Origin of the sequence: Fischerella sp. JS2 (assembly GCF_032393985.1) — a bacterium.
Taxonomy (GTDB): Bacteria; Cyanobacteriota; Cyanobacteriia; order Cyanobacteriales; family Nostocaceae; genus Fischerella.
The window spans coordinates 1,920,066-1,938,246 of record NZ_CP135918.1 but is presented as its reverse complement, the minus strand read 5'-3'; the positions used below and the strand labels follow the sequence as shown (position 1 = coordinate 1,938,246).

Here is an 18,181-nt window from a genome sequence, read left to right as displayed (position 1 = left end):
CTAGTCTACAATAAGCAGCATGAGTAATGGATGTTATTACTCAGACGCACAGAGTTGGATTAATTTATTTAGTTGAGGTAATCCAAGCTCAAGCTACTTAATTGCTTATGTAGAAAGCTTGAAGATAGAAATTCTTACCTACTCTGTAAAACAATCAATGATTTGTTTTCTAACAAATAATTTCAATCGTGTTTTTTGTAGAGTACATAAATCTTGGTTATTTCCCTACATTTCCCAAGTAAATAATGAAGATTAAGTCATGGATACTTCTAGAATTGAAGTTGACTTTGAACAATTACAAAAAGAAGTGAGCAACTGTGAACAGGCTTTGGACAAACTTATAAAGGTTAAAAAGATGATGTCTGCAAATGCAACTGAAATTAATAAAATTAATAAAAAACTGCACCAGAATCCTATTGCTATTATTGGGATGGCTTCTATCTTTCCAGAATCTAAAAATTTACAGGAATACTGGGAAAAAATTATTCACAAAGTTGATTGTATTACTGATGTTCCTCCATCACGCTGGAACATTAACGAATACTACGATCCTAACCCTAAAACACCTGACAAAACTTACTGCAAACGTGGCGGATTCATCCCAGACATCGAATTTAACCCTATGGAATTTGGGCTTCCTCCCAATGTCTTGGAAGTGACTGATGTTTCACAGTTGCTAGCTTTGGTTGTTGCGAAAGCAGCAATGGAAGATGCTGGTTATGGTGAAAAAAGTCAGTTTAATCGAGAACGCACAGGGGTAATTTTGGGTGTAGCACTGGCAAGGCAGTTAGCAATGCCATTAGCTACTAGATTGGAGTATCCCATCTGGGAGAAAGTCTTAAAAAGTAGTGGCTTGTCTGATGAAGATACACAAAAAATTATCGAGAAAATCAAAAGTGCATATGTGCAATGGGAAGAAAATGCCTTTCCCGGTATGCTAGCGAATATAGTGGCTGGACGAATTGCCAACCGCCTAGATTTAGGAGGAATGAACTGTGTGGTGGATGCCGCCTGTGCCAGTTCATTGGGGGCGCTTGCGATGTCAATCAGTGAACTAATTGAGCATCGAGCCGACATGATGCTTACTGGTGGAGTAGACACTGACAACTCAGTTGTCGCCTATATGTGTTTCAGCAAAACACCTGCTGTTTCCCCAAGCCAGAATCCCAAACCTTTTGATGCCCAATCAGATGGGATGATGTTAGCTGAAGGAATAGGGATGTTGGTGTTGAAGCGCCTTGAAGACGCGATTCGGGATAATGACCGAATCTATGCAGTTATTAAAGGTATTGGTACCTCCAGTGATGGTCGTTACAAAAGCATCTATGCACCTCGTCCAGAAGGTCAAGTCAAAGCTTTGCATCGTGCTTATGAAGATGCAGGTTTTTCACCTACCAGTGTTGGTTTGATTGAAGCACACGGTACAGGAACTATGGTTGGAGATCCAGCCGAAGTCACAGCTCTCAAAGAAGTTTTTGGGGAAAACAATCTAAAAAAACAACATATTGCACTTGGAAGTGTCAAATCACAGATTGGACATGCAAAAGCTGCTGCGGGTGCAGCAAGTTTGATTAAAACAGCATTAGCTTTACACCACAAAGTATTGCCAGCAACCATCAATGTTACTAAGCCGCATCCGAAACTAGGTCTGGAAAACTCACCTTTGTATTTGAATACAGAAACAAGACCTTGGATTCGTTCTCAAGCAGAAGTACCAAGACGGGCAGGAGTAAGTTCTTTTGGTTTTGGTGGTACGAATTATCACGTTGTCTTAGAAGAATACTCTAGCGAACACGATCGCCCTTATCGTTTACATCATACCCCTCAATCGGTGCTTTTATTTGCATCCACACCTGAGCAGTTAGTATCACGCTGTCAAGAAATTCTACATCAGTTGCAATCCCCAGAAAGAGAACGGCATTATGCTGAACTGATTGCGGCTTGTGCATCATTAGAAATTCCTGCCACAAATGCCAGAATTGGATTTGTAGCCGAATCCTTGACTGAAGCTTATAAAGCATTGCAAATATGTATTGACCTACTCACCAAGAAGCCAGAAGCAGAATCGTGGGATCATCCCCAAGGAATTTACTACCGCAAAGCTGGAATAGCAACAGCAGGCAAGGTAGTTGCCCTGTTTTCTGGACAAGGTTCTCAATACCTGGAAATGGGTCAAGAACTGGTGATCAACTTTCCTTGCTTACGACAGGCCTATGGTGAGATAGATAAGCTTTTCTATAAAGATGGCTTGCAGCCTATTTCAGAAATAGTTTTCCCTCCCCCAGTTTTTGATACAGCGCAAAGACAGGCACAGGTTGAAGCATTACAACGTACAGAATATGCACAGCCAGCAATTGGGGCTTTCAGCGTTGGTCTTTACAAGATATTACAACAGGGAGGATTTAAGCCAGATTTTGTCTTGGGACATAGCTTTGGAGAATTGACGGCTTTATGGGCTGCGGGTGTTTTTAGGGAGGAAGATTACTTTTTTCTAGTGAAAGCCAGAGGACAAGCTATGGCTGCACTAAATGATCCCGAGTTTGACACGGGAGTGATGCTGGCAGTCAAAGGCGATATCACTCAAGTTGAAGAAGTGATCAAGAATTTCCCCCAAGTGACCATCGCTAACTTGAATTCCCCTCGTCAAGTTGTGTTGGCAGGGGCGAAAGCTGAAATAGCCCAACTACAGGAGCAACTAAAAGCGAAAGCTTATTCTACTGTCTTACTACCTGTTTCCGCAGCTTTTCATACACCCCTGGTAGCTTATGCTCAAAAACCTTTTGCTCAAGCAATTGAGAAAGTGAGTTTACAGGAGCCAACAATCCCTGTTTACACTAATGTCACAGGAGAGTGTTATCCAAATGAACCACAGGCCATTCAAAAAATCCTTAAACAACACCTGATTAATCAGGTACTTTTTAAGCAAGAGATTGAAAACATTTACGCTCAAGGTGGCTATTGTTTCATAGAGTTTGGCCCTAAAGGCATTCTCACCAACTTAGTCAAAGATATCCTTGGTGATCAACCTCATTTAGCGGTGGCTTTAAATGGCAGCTATCAAAAAGATAGCGATCGCTGCCTGCGAGAAGCTGTTATGGTATTACGTGTCGCTGGTTTACCTTTAAAAAACCCTGACCCTTACCAAATTGAGCAGAAAATACCAGAAGTTGCCAAAAACAAGCTGTTGACTGTGCAGCTAAATGGTAGTAACTACGTGTCAGAAAAAACTAAACAGGCTTTTGCAAAAGCTTTGCAAAATGGGCATCAAGTTAGTCTGCCATATACAAAAGATAATTCCTCACAGGCCAATACTTTGCCTCCTGTGGCTGCCCAACAAACAGACTCTTTACCTGTAAATCCAGACCATACAAACGGTAATCAGCCGAATTTTGTCCAATATGGCGATGAAGTAATGAACCACAAAGACGCGAAGCAAGGATTTTCTGATAGACAGATCAAAGAAAATCATCCTGCAAATATACACAGCCAACCAGAACAGCCAACAAGTCTAGAGGTTCCTCAAAATTACCAACTAGTTTTAGATAGTTTAGAGTTCACCCTCATAGAATTCAATCGTCATCAACGTGATATTTTGCGTGTTCATGAAAAATCTTTGCAGCATCAGACGGAATATACTAAAACTTTTTTCCAACTCATGCAGCAACAGAATTTCTTACTGGGAAATAGTAAATTTCCTCATCAACATGCAGACACAAAACAAATTATCATCTCCTATTCTGAGCGCAGCATCATGCGCTTTCACCAACATCATGGTGAAACATTGCGTGTCCATGAGCAATATCTCAACTATCAAACAGAACAAACCAAAAACTTTTTCCAATTACTCCAGCAACATTACGACCAGCTACTTGCTAGCATAAGTACTGAAGAGCCTACAAAATCGCTACTAGAGACAACATCCATTGTCAGCTATCAAGATAGTTCTGCTGTTTCATTCCAAGTCAATGGTGAAACTACCGCAGCAGTTGGCGCACCCACTAACGATTTTGTAACTAGCTTTGAGCCTGTTTTAATCAACGGCGCTAGTAATGGCATCCACCATAGTAAGAGTAATGGTGTCAGCAATGGTATTTATAAAAATGGCAATCATGACACAAAATCAGTTTCCGTAACTATCTCTGATACTCCTACCGCTCCATCGGCAGATGTGCCACCATTACCATTAACCATTGATGATGCTACCCTTAGCCAGACTCTACTCAACGTTGTCAGCGATAAGACAGGCTATCCGGTGGAGATGTTAGAACTCTCGATGGATATCGAAGCAGATTTAGGAATTGATTCCATCAAACGAGTTGAAATTCTAGGAGCGCTGCTGGAATTATACCCAGATTTACCCAAGCCTAATCCAGAAGAACTGGGACAATTACGCACTCTTGGTCAAATTGTGGAATACATGCGGACGCTTGTACCAGGAATTTCTCAGGTTGAGTCTGCACCGGTGCAGACAGCACAAGAAATTGCTGTGAATGAAGCCAAGACAAGCGAACAAAGCGATGTGGTAACGCAGAAAAAAGAAGGTGTAGAGAGTAAAGATATACACATGGCTTCTTCTCCTCCAGAAGAACCAACTTCTTCACTTCCGTCCCTTGATTTCACTGACCTGAGTCAAATTCTGCTTAACGTTGTCGGCGATAAGACAGGCTATCCAGTGGAGATGCTGGAATTGTCAATGGATATGGAGGCAGACTTAGGAATTGATTCCATCAAACGAGTTGAAATTCTGGGAGTGCTGTTAGAGTTATACCCAAATTTGCCCAAGCCAAATCCGGAGGAACTGGGACAATTACGCACTCTTAGTCAAATAGTTGACTATATGAAACAACAGGTTGACACTCTGGAAAAAAAAACATTTCCAGCTGAGTCCAACAGCCAGTTTCCTAAGCTAGATCACAATATTCTCCGCAGTCCAGTTAAACTCAAAGTTCTTTCTAAACCAGATGTTTTAGATTTTACTTTACCTGAGAAGCATATTGCCTTGATTACTGATGATGGAACTTCCACAACTTCAGAACTAGCTCTTGCTCTTGTGAAACGCAACTGGAAAGTAGTTGTTTTGAGTTTTCCCCAAACCTTGATTACCGAACAATTACCTTTACCAGAAGGAATTAATCGGGTTGTGCTGGCAAATTTGAGCGAAGAGCATTTGCAAAATCAACTAGAAGCGATCGCTTCTCAGTATGGTCAAATCGCCGCTTTCATCCACCTTAATCCCGCTAACTATGATGCAAGTAATTGTGTCCGCTATCTGGAAACAGAGAAAGCACTCCTGCGTCACGTCTTTCTCATCGCCAAACATCTCAAAGTACCACTGAATCAAGCAGCAAATCAAGGACGCAGTTGCTTCCTCACTGTTGCTCATCTGGATGGCGAGTTCGGATTAGGGTATAAAATCAATTTTGGTGCTATTAGTAGTGGACTGTTCGGACTAACCAAAACTCTGAATCAGGAATGGCAAGCTGTATTTTGTCGTGCCATTGACCTAAGTCCCAATTTAGATGCTCACACGTCGGTAAACTATATTCTCGCCGAACTCTACGACCCTAATCAGTTAATTGTTGAAGTTGGATACAGTTCAGATGGGCGAACAACTTTGATATGTGAAGAGGGGACAGGAGGACAAGGGGAAATAGGGGAATATGAGGGACATAGGGGACAAGGAAGTAATCTTTCTCCCTTGTCTTCCCCCTCTCCCTTATCTCCCCCCTCTCCCAATCCCCAATCTCAAGTCTTTCTTGTCAGTGGTGGCGCAAAAGGAATAACCGCTCAATGCGTGATTAAGCTAGCACAGCATTATCAATGCAAGTTTATTCTCCTGGGGCGTTCATCTGTAGATCCTGAACCAGTATGGGCTGAAGGTTGCTCAAATGAAGGGGAATTGAAGAAGCGAATTATGGATGATTTTATTGCTAAAGGAGAAAAGCCCACACCCGCAATGGTTCAGAAAAAGTACAAAGCGATAGCATCTAGACGAGAAATTGATACGACCCTGCAAGCAATTGAGCAAGCGGGTGGACAAGCAGAATATCTGAGTGTGGATGTCACTGATGCAACACAACTCCAAGAACAACTTCATGGCGCAGTAGAACGTTTGGGTGCAGTAACGGGAATTATTCACGGGGCTGGTAATTTGGCAGATAAGCGGATTGAAAATAAAACAGAACGGGATTTTGAAACTGTTTTCGCTGCCAAAGTCACAGGCTTGGAAAACTTGCTACGCTGTGTATCACCTAGTCAACTTAATTATTTAGTTCTGTTTTCCTCTGTTGTGGGTTTTTACGGGAATATTGGTCAGTCAGATTATGCGATCGCTAATGAGATTCTCAACAAGTCCGCTCATCTTGTGAAACGCAACTATCCTAATTGTCATGCAGTTGCAATTAATTGGGGACCTTGGGATAGTGGTATGGTGACACCGGAATTGCAGAAAGCTTTTGCTGAACGGAGTATAAAGACTATTCCTATAGAAGTTGGCACTCAAATGTTGGTTGATGAATTGGTACAAGTCAATCAACAAACAACACAAGTAGTAATAGGTAGCCCTCTATTGTATACACCTCAGTCGTTAAATTCTGAGTTGAAAAAATATCATATTCAGCGCCAATTAACTTTAGCAGAAAACTCATTTTTACAAGACCATGTTATTGCTGGTCGTCCAGTTTTACCAGCCACTTGTGCCTTAGCATGGATTGCGAATACCTGTGAACAACTCTATCCAGGCTACAAATTATTTAGTTGCCAAAACTTCAAAGTGTTGAAAGGAATTATTTTTGATGAATATCTTGCAAAAGAATACATTTTAGATTTGCAAGAAATTTCTAAAAATGATGTTGAGAACATAGAGTTTGATGCTAAGATATTTAGTAAGAATCAAGCAGGAAAAATTCGTTACCATTTCAGCAGCCATATCCAGCTAAAACGACAGTTTCAAGCTGCCCCAGATTATGATTGGCTTAACTTGAAACAAGAAGAAATAATTCTCGGCTTTACTACATCGCTTTATCAAGACGGGGCATCGAGTTTATTTCATGGACCTTCTTTTCAGGGTGTAAAAACTATCTTAAATATCAGTCCTGAGAAGATAACAATAGAATGCACTTTGCCAAAACTTGAGACAAGACAACAAGGGCAATTTCCTGTACAAACATTTAACCCCTATATTGCGGATGTTCAGATTCATGCATTATGGATTTGGACTCAGTATTTCTATCAAGAAGGTTGTTTGCCCTCAGAAATAAAAATCTTTGAACAGTTCGCAGCTATCCCATTTGATCAAACCTTTTACGTTTCTTGTGAAATTAAATCAAAGACAGATTCATCTGTAACTGCTGATGTCATTGCACATGATCGTCAAGGAAAAATATATACTCGCATGATTGCAGCCAAGGGAACTATTTTGCCTATAAAGTGATAAGGGATAGTTGATAGGGGACAGAGAACAAGCACTCAAGCAAAGACAAGGCACTGCCCCTACTTTTCTCTAAAAATATGCATTGAAGGAGATTTAAGTAATGGGCATAAATGAACAAATGAAAAATCCCAAAATTGCGATTGTTGGTATGGATTGCTTTTTGGGTAGCTGTCACGGATTAGATGCTTTTGAACGCAGCATTTATGATGGAACTCAACACTTTATTACCTTTCCTTCCCAAAGATGGGAAGAAGTAAAAAAGCAAGAGCAGTTGTTCAACAACAATGGCTTGGAAAATAATGTTGCACCTTTAGGAGCATACATCAAAAATTTTGAAATAAATTTTTCTGATTTCCAACTAGCATCTGAGGAAGCAGAAAAACTAAAACCTCAAGAATTGTTGATGCTTAAGGTTGCTGATAACGCCCTCCAAGATGCAAAATTAGATAAAAGAAGTAGGGTAGCAGTTGTCATTGTTGCCGCAACAGAACTTTCTCTGCGTCTAATTAATCAAGAAGCAAAAGAGGCTATTTCCACTCAGTGGAGTATTTCCAGTCTGTGGAATTTTCCTGGCCCTTTATTTACACTCATAGCCGAACAACATTCTGTGTGCAAAGCTTTTGAGGTTGCAAAAAAGCTACTTACAATTAGGGAAGTAGATGCTGTTGTTGTTGGTGCTGTGGAACTGGCTGAGAATAGCGCTAGTCTTTTAGCGCGAAATCAAATGGCAACAGTCAACACAGGCATTAATACTCTGAGTTATGACCAGAATGTTAATGGTTGGATGCTAGGCGAAGGTGCAGCCGCCGTAGTCTTGAAACTCCACGAAACAGCACAACAAGATGGCGATCGCATTTATGCAGTGATTGATGCCCTCAATATCTTAAAAGATAATTCTTCCTCTCAAACTATGCCTGACTTGAAAGCGGTAACGCAAGTATGTCAACTCGCTTTTGAGACGGCAGGTGTCCAACCCGCAGATATCGGCTATTTAGAAGTTTTCGCCAGTGGAGTTCCCCACCAAGATGAGTCAGAAATTTTAGGTTTGCTTCAGGCTTACCGGACTTGTGAACCTGAACTCAATTGTGCGATCGGTAGTGTCAAAGCCAACATCGGTCATACCTATGCTGTCTCAGGAATAGTCAGTGTCATTAAAACAGCACTTTGTTTGTATCACCGCTACATTCCTGGTGTTCCTTATTGGTCTACTCCTAAAATGCCCGAAGCTTGGCAGGGTAGCCCTTTTTATGTTGCTCCTGAATCAAGACCCTGGTTTTTAGCCACAGGAGCTACTAAAAGAATTGCTGCCATTAACAGTATGGAAATAGATGGCAGTTATGCACATTTAATTTTGTCGGAGGAAGCAACTCAGATAGAGCGTAGTAGCAGATATTTACAGCAAATGCCTTTTTATTTGTTTGCGATCGCTGCTGATGATTGCCCTACTTTATTGGAACAGCTGCGTGCCTTAGAACAAACAATCGCCAATACCTCTTCTCTATCTGCTGCTGCAAGTCTTACCTTTACGGCTTATCAACGGCGTCAAAATGCCACTTACACACTGGCAATTCTCGGACACACTCAAGAGGAACTGATACGAGAAATTCAGCGCGCTTTTAAAGGTGTTGCTGATGCTTTCAATACAGGTAAAGACTGGCAAACCCCCGTAGGTAGCTATTTTACCCCTAAACCACTGACCAAAAAAGGTAATGTTGCTTTCGTTTACCCCGGTGCTTACAGTTCTTATGTTGGCATTGCCCGGAATCTCTTCCGCTTGTTTCCTAAAATTTACGAAGATCCAGTTATTCAGAGCGTTTACAGTCGTGTCCTCAACATCGAAAAACTTCTCTACCCTAGAAGCCTGAGTAAATTATCCACAAGGCAATTAGAAGCACTGGAACAGCAATTGATCGATGATCCAGTTGCAATGCTCGAGTCAGAAGTTGGCGTTGCTGGACTGTTGAGTGCAATTCTCAAGAATTATTTCCAACTACAGCCCCATTGCGCCTTTGGCTATAGCCTCGGCGAAACTAGTATGATGCTTTCTCATGGTATCTGGGCTCACTTTCACGAAGGTAGTGAGGGTTTGAACTCATCTGCTCTATTTAAAACACAGTTGTCTGGGCCTAAAAACGCAGTTCGTAAATATTGGGGATTGACCCAGGAACAAGATAGTGAAAGCAAAGAATTTTGGAGTACATATATTCTCATGTGTCCAGTTTCCCGTGTCAGGGAGGCTCTCAAACATGAGGAGCGTGTTTATTTAACTTTGATTAATACTCCAGAAGAAGTAGCGATCGCAGGTGATACACAAGCCTGTAAAAGAGTAATTCAAACCCTAAATTGTGATGCTTTTAGTGCCCCTTTCAATCATGTAATTCATTGCGAGGCAATACGTTCTGAATACGATGCACTTGTTAAAATAAATACTTTACCTATCCAAAACGTACCAAAAACAGTTTTTTATTCCGCAGCAGAATACAAACCTATTACCCTCGACAGTTATTCTATTGGTAACAACATTGCCAAAGTACTTGTTCAACAGCTTGATTTTCCTCGGCTAGTTGAGCGCGTCTGGGAAGACGGTAGCAGAATATTTATCGAAGTAGGGGCTGGAAGTAATTGTTCCAGATGGATTAGTCGAACCCTCAAGCAAAAAGAACACATCACAGTTTCTCTTAACAAGAGAGGAATAGACGAGCATACTTATATTGTTAAAGCATTAGCCAAACTCCTTAGTCACAGAGTCAAAATGGACTTATCATCACTGTATTCTCAAATCCAAGAACATACTAGACCAAGTCAGCCTCAGGTTAGAACCATTACTTTAAACGGTAGCGAGTTTAACTTCACAGCATTAAACGAAAAAGACCAGAAAAATTTCCAATATCCAACTTCAGACACTCTGATCCAGAATCATGAAAAACAACCATATAAACCACTTGACTTAAGGGAATTTGAACGCTTAAATCCTTACTTTCAGCAAGCTCGTATAAAAAATTTGGAATTTTTAAAAGAATCACCAAAAACCCATTTTACCACAACAGCAAAACAACAAAAACAATATCAGTGTCCTCCTACCTTTCCCTTAAAAAATCATAGCTCTATTCCTAAATTACATGTACTAAATTTACGCAATCATTTATATCAAAAGCTGAGTGAAAACACCTCCCAATTCACCAAATATCATGCTGATTTTTTGCAAGCTCGACAAGAATCACTACTGCAAATCAGTGTAATAATTCAGCGTCAACTAGATTGCTTACAACATATTCTTGATAAAGATGACATAGATAACGAGCATTCAGCGAGAGAGCAATAATCTAGTGGTTTGTCTCATTAATTGTGATGGGTAAACTGATTTTACAATTAACCTTATTTTCCTCTTCTTCGCGCTCTTTACCTCTTTGTGGTTTTTTATTTAACTCTCATAATTAATACGATAAACCACTAGTAATCAACAACTCACTGATCGCTTTCACTCCAAATTCATTAAATATTAAAAGGCTAAAAACGTGACCAGCATAGACACTTTACCACATAAAATTTCTCAAAATCTCAAATTTTCCAACTTTTTGTCCAATCATAATCAAATTTGGCAAGGTTCATTAGACTCTGTATCTTTTGATGAAGAGAGCATAAAAGCTAAACTGCTGAATTTGGATAAACCTTGTTACATTATCAGGGTAGAAGGTCAAATCGGCGTCACCAACGAAGGTTATTTGTACAATTCCAATCATGGACAAACAGGAAAAGTGGAAATGCTCATAGCTATTCCGCCCCTCAGTATTCAACAATTAGGCGATCCAACTTTCTTGGAATTTCATGGTGTGAAATATGCCTACGCCACTGGTGCGATGGCTCATGGCATTGCTTCTGAAGAACTAGTAATTGCTCTTGGTAGAGAGAGAATTTTAAGTTCATTTGGTGCTGGAGGCTTAACTCCTTCCCGTCTTGAAGCAGCTATTAACCGTATTCAACAAGCCTTACCAAAAGGACCTTACGTTTTTAACTTGCTCCACAGTCCTAGCGAACCTGCTATTGAACGCAGTGCTATTGATTTGTATCTCCAATATCAGGTAAGAACAATAGAAGCTTCTGCCTTTCTAGATTTGACTGACAACATCGTCTACTATCGAACTGCTGGTCTGGGTTTAAGTGCAGCTAATGAAATCGAAATCAAAAATAAAGTCATTGCTAAAGTTTCTCGCACAGAAGTTGCAACCAAATTTCTTCAGCCTGCCCCGACAAACATTCTCAAGCGATTAGTTGAACAAGGCCTCATTAGTGAATTACAGGCAAAACTAGCCGAACAAGTCCCAATGGCAGATGATATCACTGTAGAAGCAGATTCTGGTGGTCATACAGATAATCGTCCTCTAGTTTGCCTCTTACCTTCAATTTTGGAATTGAGAGATGAAATTCAAAGAAAATACTGTTACGAACAACCTGTCCGAGTCGGAGTAGCAGGAGGAATAGCAACTCCCCAATCAGCATTAGCTGCTTTTATGATGGGTGCTGGCTATATTGTCACTGGCTCTATCAATCAGTCTTGCGTTGAAGCTGGAACTTCTCAATATACAAAACAATTACTAGCTCAAGCTGAGATGACTGACGTAATGATGGCTCCAGCAGCTGATATGTTTGAAATGGGAGTAAAACTTCAAGTTCTTAAAAGAGGAACTTTCTTTCCCCTCCGGGCGCAAAAACTGTTTGATTTATACAAAAACTATAACTCAATTGAAGACATTCCACCTGTAGAAAGAGAGAAACTAGAAAAACAAGTTTTTAGAAAGAGTCTGGAAGTAATTTGGAAGGAAACCACTGCCTATTTATCTCAAAGAAATCCCGATAAATTAATTAAAGCTGCCAACAATCCCAAAATGAAGATGGCTCTAATTTTTCGTTGGTATCTTGGATTGTCGTCTCGTTGGTCTAACTCTGGGGAAAAAGGTCGAGAAACAGATTATCAAATCTGGTGTGGGCCAGCAATGGGTAGTTTTAATGACTGGGTCAGGGGTTCTTATCTTGCTGAACCAAATAATCGGAAAGTGGTTGATGTTGCTAATCATATTATGAGAGGTGCTGCATATTTATTCCGCATCCAAACTTTAAAAATTCAAGGATTACAAATGCCAGCTAGCTACATGCAGTATAAACCGCAATAAGACTTAAGTATTCTCTCTTCTGTTATCTAATTCACCACTTTTCCTACCTACAGTCATGAAACGTGTACTGGTAGTTTATTACTCACAATCGGGAGATGTGACTCGCGCTGTTAAATCTTTTACTAAATTTCTCCAAATACCAGAAATTGAGCTTACCTGGGAGTGTATTAGACCAAAAGATAATTATCCTTTTCCTTGGAGCTTATATAAATTTTTTGATGTTTTTCCAGAATGTGTGAACGGGGAAACATCGGAAATTTATGCACCGAAATTTGGTAATGATGAAAAATTTGATCTCATTATTCTTGCTTATCAGGTTTGGTTTTTGGCTCCATCTTTACCAATTCAGAGTTTTTTAAAATCCAAGTATGCCAAAGTTTTGCAGAATACGAAAGTTATCACTTTAGTAGTCTGTCGAAATATGTGGCACTCTGCCTCAGAAATGATGAAGAAAATGATTGCTGAAGCCGGAGGAATTCATATTGACAATGTGGTTTTGACTCATCAAGGTCCACCTTTGGCTACTTTTATTACCACTCCCCGGCTACTTTTGACTGGGAAAAAAAATAGATTTTTGGGAGTATTACCTACTGCTGGTGTTAGAAATGAGGATATTTATGCATTATCAAGATTTGGGAAGCGAATAGCTAATAATCTCACAGTCTTAGGTGATTCTTCGCATCAATCAATGCTTAGAGGACTTGGAGCTGTTGAAGTTAATCAACGCTATGTCATTCCAGAAGCTATTGGGCGCTTGTTATATCGTCCGTGGGCTAAAATAGCTCGTTTTTTTGGTAAACAGGGGAGCTGGAGCAGAATACCAATAATCTGTATCTTTGCGGTGCAGCTCATATTTGCTATTCCAATTGTCCTTATAGTGTCCAATGTCGTTCAATTTCTTTTTGCTCCACTGATTCATAAAAAAATAGCGTCTTATGTAAAGCTTCTTAAATCTCCATCTGATGTGGATTAGAAGTTAACAACTAATTGCTTGAAGGGAAGCGCGTTTATAAATTTGAAGTTTTACTAAGTTCTTTGGAGAAGATTATGGCTTCAGCATACATTACAGGTCTAGGAGTTTTTCTACCTAATGAACCAATTAATAATGAGGAGATTGAAAATGTTCTTGGGTTAGTCAACGGAAAGCCTTCTCGCTCAAAAAATCGAATTCTTAATAACAATGGCATAAAAACTCGATATTATGCAATAGAACAGAAGACAGGTAAGCAAACTCATAACAATGCACAATTAACTGCTGAGGCAGTGCGTACTCTTTGCAGAGAATATAATTTTCCTTTAGATAAAATAGAGTGTTTAGTTTGTGGAACCTCAGGGCCGGATCAGCTGATTCCCAACCATGCTTTGATGGTACATGGGGAACTTGGATGTCCTCCTTGTGAAGTGGTAGCCACAAGTGGTGTCTGCTGTTCGGGAGTAACAGCACTTAAGTATGGGTTTATGAGTGTGTCTTCCGGTTTAACCAAAAATGCTATAACTACAGGGTCAGAAGTAGTATCGAATGCCCTAACTGCGGTGTATTTTCAACCAGAAATAGAAGCAAAAATTCAGGATTTGGAAGCCAAACCGATCATAGCTTTTGAGAAAGACTTTTTAAGGTGGATGCTTTCTGATGCCTCTGCTGCTGTTTTGATTAAAGATACGCCTTATCAAGATAGCATTTCACTCAGAATAGACTGGGTTGATTTAATTTCCTTTGCAAATCAGCTGGAAGCTTGCATGTATATGGGAGCTGTCAAAAGAGCAGATGGTTCTTTACAAGGCTGGCGGGATGTCGAAAATCCCAAAGAAGTAGAAAAAGAAGGTTATTTTACTTTAAAACAGGATGCTAAACTTCTGGGAGAAAATATTATTTCCTATGGTCAAAAAGGCTTAATTCAGATTCGAGATAAATACAACTTGAAGGCAAACGATATCACTTGGTTTTTACCTCATTACTCATCGGAGTTTTTCAGACAACAACTTCATGACAAGATGGCCGAAATTGGAGTCCATATTACCTACGATAAATGGTTTACTAATCTAACTTCTAAGGGTAATACAGGCTCTGCTTCTATCTTTGTGATGTTAGAGGAATTAATATCATCAGGGAAAATTCAACGAGGTGATAAAATATTTTGCTTGGTTCCCGAAAGTGCAAGATTTTCATACGCTTATATGCATTTAACAGCCGTTTGATTTATGCTCCGCAGCTATTTTAGTAAGTTATTTGTCATGTTTATTATGAGCTTGAGAAATGGTGTTGTTTGTGACAAATAACTCACTTAAAGATTTAAATACTGCTCAGGCTTGAACAGATGGACAACATACTGACTACATTACAACGTGATATCAACGCCATCTTTTTGAGAGTTTTAAATGTAGGCACACCTGGCAGTGATTTACTTTTCAAGAGCGAAAGTAGTGAATTCATGTGGGGTCGCTCTGGAAATGATGCTTTTGTTGGCTTAAATTCAAGTGGTGGTTCTGAGCAAAAGCAAATTGATATTATTCTGGGTGACGGGGACATCATGGCTCCACTAAACGGCAGTCAGTTTAACTGGAGCGACAGATTTGTTCTTGGTGATTGGAGACAGCCATATTATGTTGACGGCAAAGGGCACAACTTTGGTTTAAAGCAATTTGCGACAATTTTAGACTTTAACCCCTGGCAAGATATCATTCAGCTACACGGCACTCCTAAAGACTATCAGTTGGTCAAATCTCCTATGGGAACAGCGATATTTTGGAAGCAGGGAACTGTACCTGACCTCATTGCCGTTTTGCCTGGGATTCATCATTTGAGTCTTGAGGGAGACTACTTCCAATATGAGGGTTACACCCCACCACTTGGACCAGTACAAGGAAAAATTCAGCAATTGGGATCTATCGGTCTTGACTTACCTACAAGTTTAGCCACAGATTCTTTTGGTAATTTATATGTAGCGGGAGCGACTAGTGACTCTTTGGGAGGAGCCAAGGCTGGGTCTGATGATGCCTGGGTGTCCAAGTATGACAGTAATGGTAATCACCAGTGGATTCAACAGTTTGGTACTTCTAGTGCTGACTTTGCTACTAGCATTGCCGCCGACAATAAAGGTAACTTCTACCTGGCTGGAATGACAAAAGGCAATTTGGGAGGACTCAATCAAGGACAAGGAAATTATGATGTTTGGGTGGGTAAGTATGACAGCAATGGCAATCAGGAGTGGATTCAACAGTTTGGGACTGACTTGATTGATGCCTCCTTTAGCATGAAAGTTGATGATGATGGTAGTGTTTACCTCACAGGATTCACTATTGAGCAACAGCAGCAAGGACTTTTTTTCGAGCCTAATGTTTTTGCGGATGATGTCTGGGTAACTAAGTATGACAGCAATGGCAAACAGCAGTGGTTTCAAAAGTTTGGGAGTTCCGCTTTTGATGAAGCTTATGCTGTTAGCGTCAGTAATGATGGCAGTGTTTATTCTACAGGCTGGACTATGGGCGACTTGGGAGAAAAGAATGCTGGGCTATATGATGTCTGGTTTGCTAAGAATAGTAATAATGGTCAGTTGGAATGGATTCAACAGTTTGGCACTAAAAATTATGAATTCCCAAAGGGGATAGATACAGATAGTCAAGGCAATGTCTACATGACAGGATGGACTTTGGGTAACTTGGGAGGGAAAAATGCTGGATCTAATGATGCCTGGATTGCCAAGTATGACAGCAATGGTAATCGACAGTGGATAAAACAGTTTGGTACTGGCGGTGATGATGCATCCTCGAGCATGAAGGTCGATTCAAATGGCAATATTTTTCTAGTGGGATATACCAACAACAACTTGGGGGGAAAAAATGCTGGATCTAATGATGCCTGGATTGCCAAGTATGATAGTGAAGGCAACCAGTTGTGGATTCAACAGTTTGGAACTTCTAAGTCTGATGCTGCCACTAGCATTACGTTAGACAAGCTTGGTAATGTCTACGTGACAGGAACTAGTGAGGGTTCCTTTGGGGCTATCAATGCTGGGTCTGTGGATAGCTGGATAGCTAAGCTCAACTCCGAGTCAGGAACTTTGCAAGACTTTAGTGGTACTCCAAAGCTGGTTAGTGAGAATAACACCCTTGTTGATGATCTCCCGGCTTAGATGTTTTTTGAGAACTTGATAGTACATGAAATCTTTGATTTTACAGAACTCATAAACAGAGGCATATGATGGATAACACTGAAGAATCAAATACAAAACAACAACCTCAGACTACATCTGAGATACAGGTCAAGAAGCATTTAAAAGTGACCGAAATTAACTATCGGCGTAACAAGGAGTCCAACTATACCGAAAAAATAACAGAATTGGAGCAAAATTTTGATTACAACAGCTACAAAGATCATTATTGGAGTGATCCTGAGCTTTCAATCCTCTATGGAACCCCACTCTATGAAGTAGCTTCCCCCTCGCAAAAGATTGCTCTCAATCATCTTTTTTGGGTTGGAGGTTACAATCTTACTGCTGCTAGTGAAACTAATACAGTTCTTTACAATCAGATTACAGGCAGCGTTTTCTACAGCATAGGTGGTTACGAAACCCTCTGCCACGAACTGGATGTTGAAACTTCCCAGGAACGCTACCATATTCATGCCTTTCGCACAGTTGCTAATATGACGGAGCTAACCCTGCTAAGCGATGTCATAATTGGTAATCCTTTTACAGGGCATGAATCTAAGGCGATGCAAGGGGGTATGATTGGGCGTCTATCACCAGGGCCTATGCGACATTTATTCAGCTTTAACTGGGGAAGTACACCTTTCTTGGCATCACAGTACTATGCCTTACGCTTTATCGCCAATATGATTCTCAAGCTAACAGAACACAGTCGTTCTCAGTATTTCAAGGAGTTAGAGAAGAAAAACGAGTTTATCCCAGCCCCTAGTGCTATCTCCTATTACCATTTCTTGGATGAATCTTTCCACACTACAACTTCTCAGCTGATTGCTCAAGACCTGTACAAGGACTTTCCTAAGCCAACAAAATACGAAAAATTCATGGCTAATTTGTCAATTTACATGATGCAACTTACCGTTCTCAGTGGGCTGTCTGCTGGTGCAGTTGCAAGCTTTTATCCAGATAATCTTTTTGTCATACCCTTGGTCTACAAGATACTACGTTCCCCTTTATTTGCCATGTCTACCCAAGAGGCACTCTCTTGGATAGAGAGATGCTTCTGTCACGAACACGAAGGTTTACATTTGAATTTGAAGTATCATCAACGTCTCATTTCAGATCTATGCAGGTTCTTCGACAAACTAGACTACATATGGCCTATTAATCGTGAAATGCGTGTTATGGCTACAGGAGGCTCGATTAGCAAGGCTATCCAAAATAACACTAAATTCTTTCATAAGTTCTCCAAGTCTGTCACCTGTGAGAATGGTAATCCGATTTGATTTATGAATTTATAAGGTTGAGGTAGGCAATAGTAAAGAAGGCTCTTCGAGGTGTACTTGGTGGTTTATCGCATTAATTATAAAATAACAACCGCAAAGGACACAAAGAACGCAAAGAAAGAGGTTTTATTGATTTGTCCAAGTTATTTTACC

The 18,181-nt window shown here is 40.3% G+C and carries 7 protein-coding genes; all 7 read left to right on the top strand.

Going from position 1 to position 18,181, the window contains the following annotated elements; translation table 11 throughout:
• Window positions 1–259: 259 nt before the first annotated feature.
• The 7 genes from RS893_RS08055 to RS893_RS08025 all read left to right on the top strand — a co-directional run bounded on the left by RS893_RS08055 (window position 260) and on the right by RS893_RS08025 (window position 18,028).
• Window positions 260–7,432, top strand: coding sequence for an SDR family NAD(P)-dependent oxidoreductase (locus tag RS893_RS08055; RefSeq protein WP_315790680.1), 7,173 nt, complete (start codon window positions 260–262; stop codon window positions 7,430–7,432).
• Between the two features lie 100 nt (window positions 7,433–7,532).
• Window positions 7,533–10,754: a type I polyketide synthase gene (locus tag RS893_RS08050; RefSeq protein WP_315790679.1), complete on the top strand. Its 3,222-nt coding sequence runs from the start codon at window positions 7,533–7,535 to the stop codon at window positions 10,752–10,754.
• A 193-nt stretch (window positions 10,755–10,947) separates the two neighbouring features.
• Window positions 10,948–12,600, top strand: coding sequence for a PfaD family polyunsaturated fatty acid/polyketide biosynthesis protein (locus RS893_RS08045; RefSeq protein ID WP_315790678.1), 1,653 nt, complete (start codon window positions 10,948–10,950; stop codon window positions 12,598–12,600).
• 55 nt (window positions 12,601–12,655) lie between these two features.
• Complete coding sequence (locus tag RS893_RS08040) at window positions 12,656–13,573, top strand: hypothetical protein (protein WP_315790677.1); 918 nt, start codon at window positions 12,656–12,658, stop codon at window positions 13,571–13,573.
• 74 nt (window positions 13,574–13,647) lie between these two features.
• Window positions 13,648–14,796 (top strand): beta-ketoacyl-ACP synthase III, encoded by a 1,149-nt coding sequence (locus RS893_RS08035; RefSeq protein WP_315790676.1) that lies wholly within the window; start codon window positions 13,648–13,650, stop codon window positions 14,794–14,796.
• 119 nt (window positions 14,797–14,915) lie between these two features.
• Entirely contained in the window at window positions 14,916–16,730 is a 1,815-nt protein-coding gene (locus RS893_RS08030) for an SBBP repeat-containing protein (protein ID WP_315790675.1), read from the top strand.
• 65 nt (window positions 16,731–16,795) lie between these two features.
• A complete protein-coding gene (locus RS893_RS08025) occupies window positions 16,796–18,028 on the top strand; it encodes a hypothetical protein (protein ID WP_315790674.1) in 1,233 nt (410 codons plus the stop codon).
• Window positions 18,029–18,181: the final 153 nt, after the last annotated feature.

Excerpts from the sequence above, each read along its gene's own strand:
- RS893_RS08030 (WP_315790675.1), top strand. The coding sequence starts at position 14,916 with ATGGACAACATACTGACTACATTACAACGTGATATCAACGCCATCTTT.
- RS893_RS08050 (WP_315790679.1), top strand. The coding sequence starts at position 7,533 with ATGGGCATAAATGAACAAATGAAAAATCCCAAAATTGCGATTGTTGGT.
- RS893_RS08025 (WP_315790674.1), top strand. The coding sequence starts at position 16,796 with ATGATGGATAACACTGAAGAATCAAATACAAAACAACAACCTCAGACT.
- RS893_RS08040 (WP_315790677.1), top strand. The coding sequence starts at position 12,656 with ATGAAACGTGTACTGGTAGTTTATTACTCACAATCGGGAGATGTGACT.
- RS893_RS08055 (WP_315790680.1), top strand. The coding sequence starts at position 260 with ATGGATACTTCTAGAATTGAAGTTGACTTTGAACAATTACAAAAAGAA.
- RS893_RS08035 (WP_315790676.1), top strand. The coding sequence starts at position 13,648 with ATGGCTTCAGCATACATTACAGGTCTAGGAGTTTTTCTACCTAATGAA.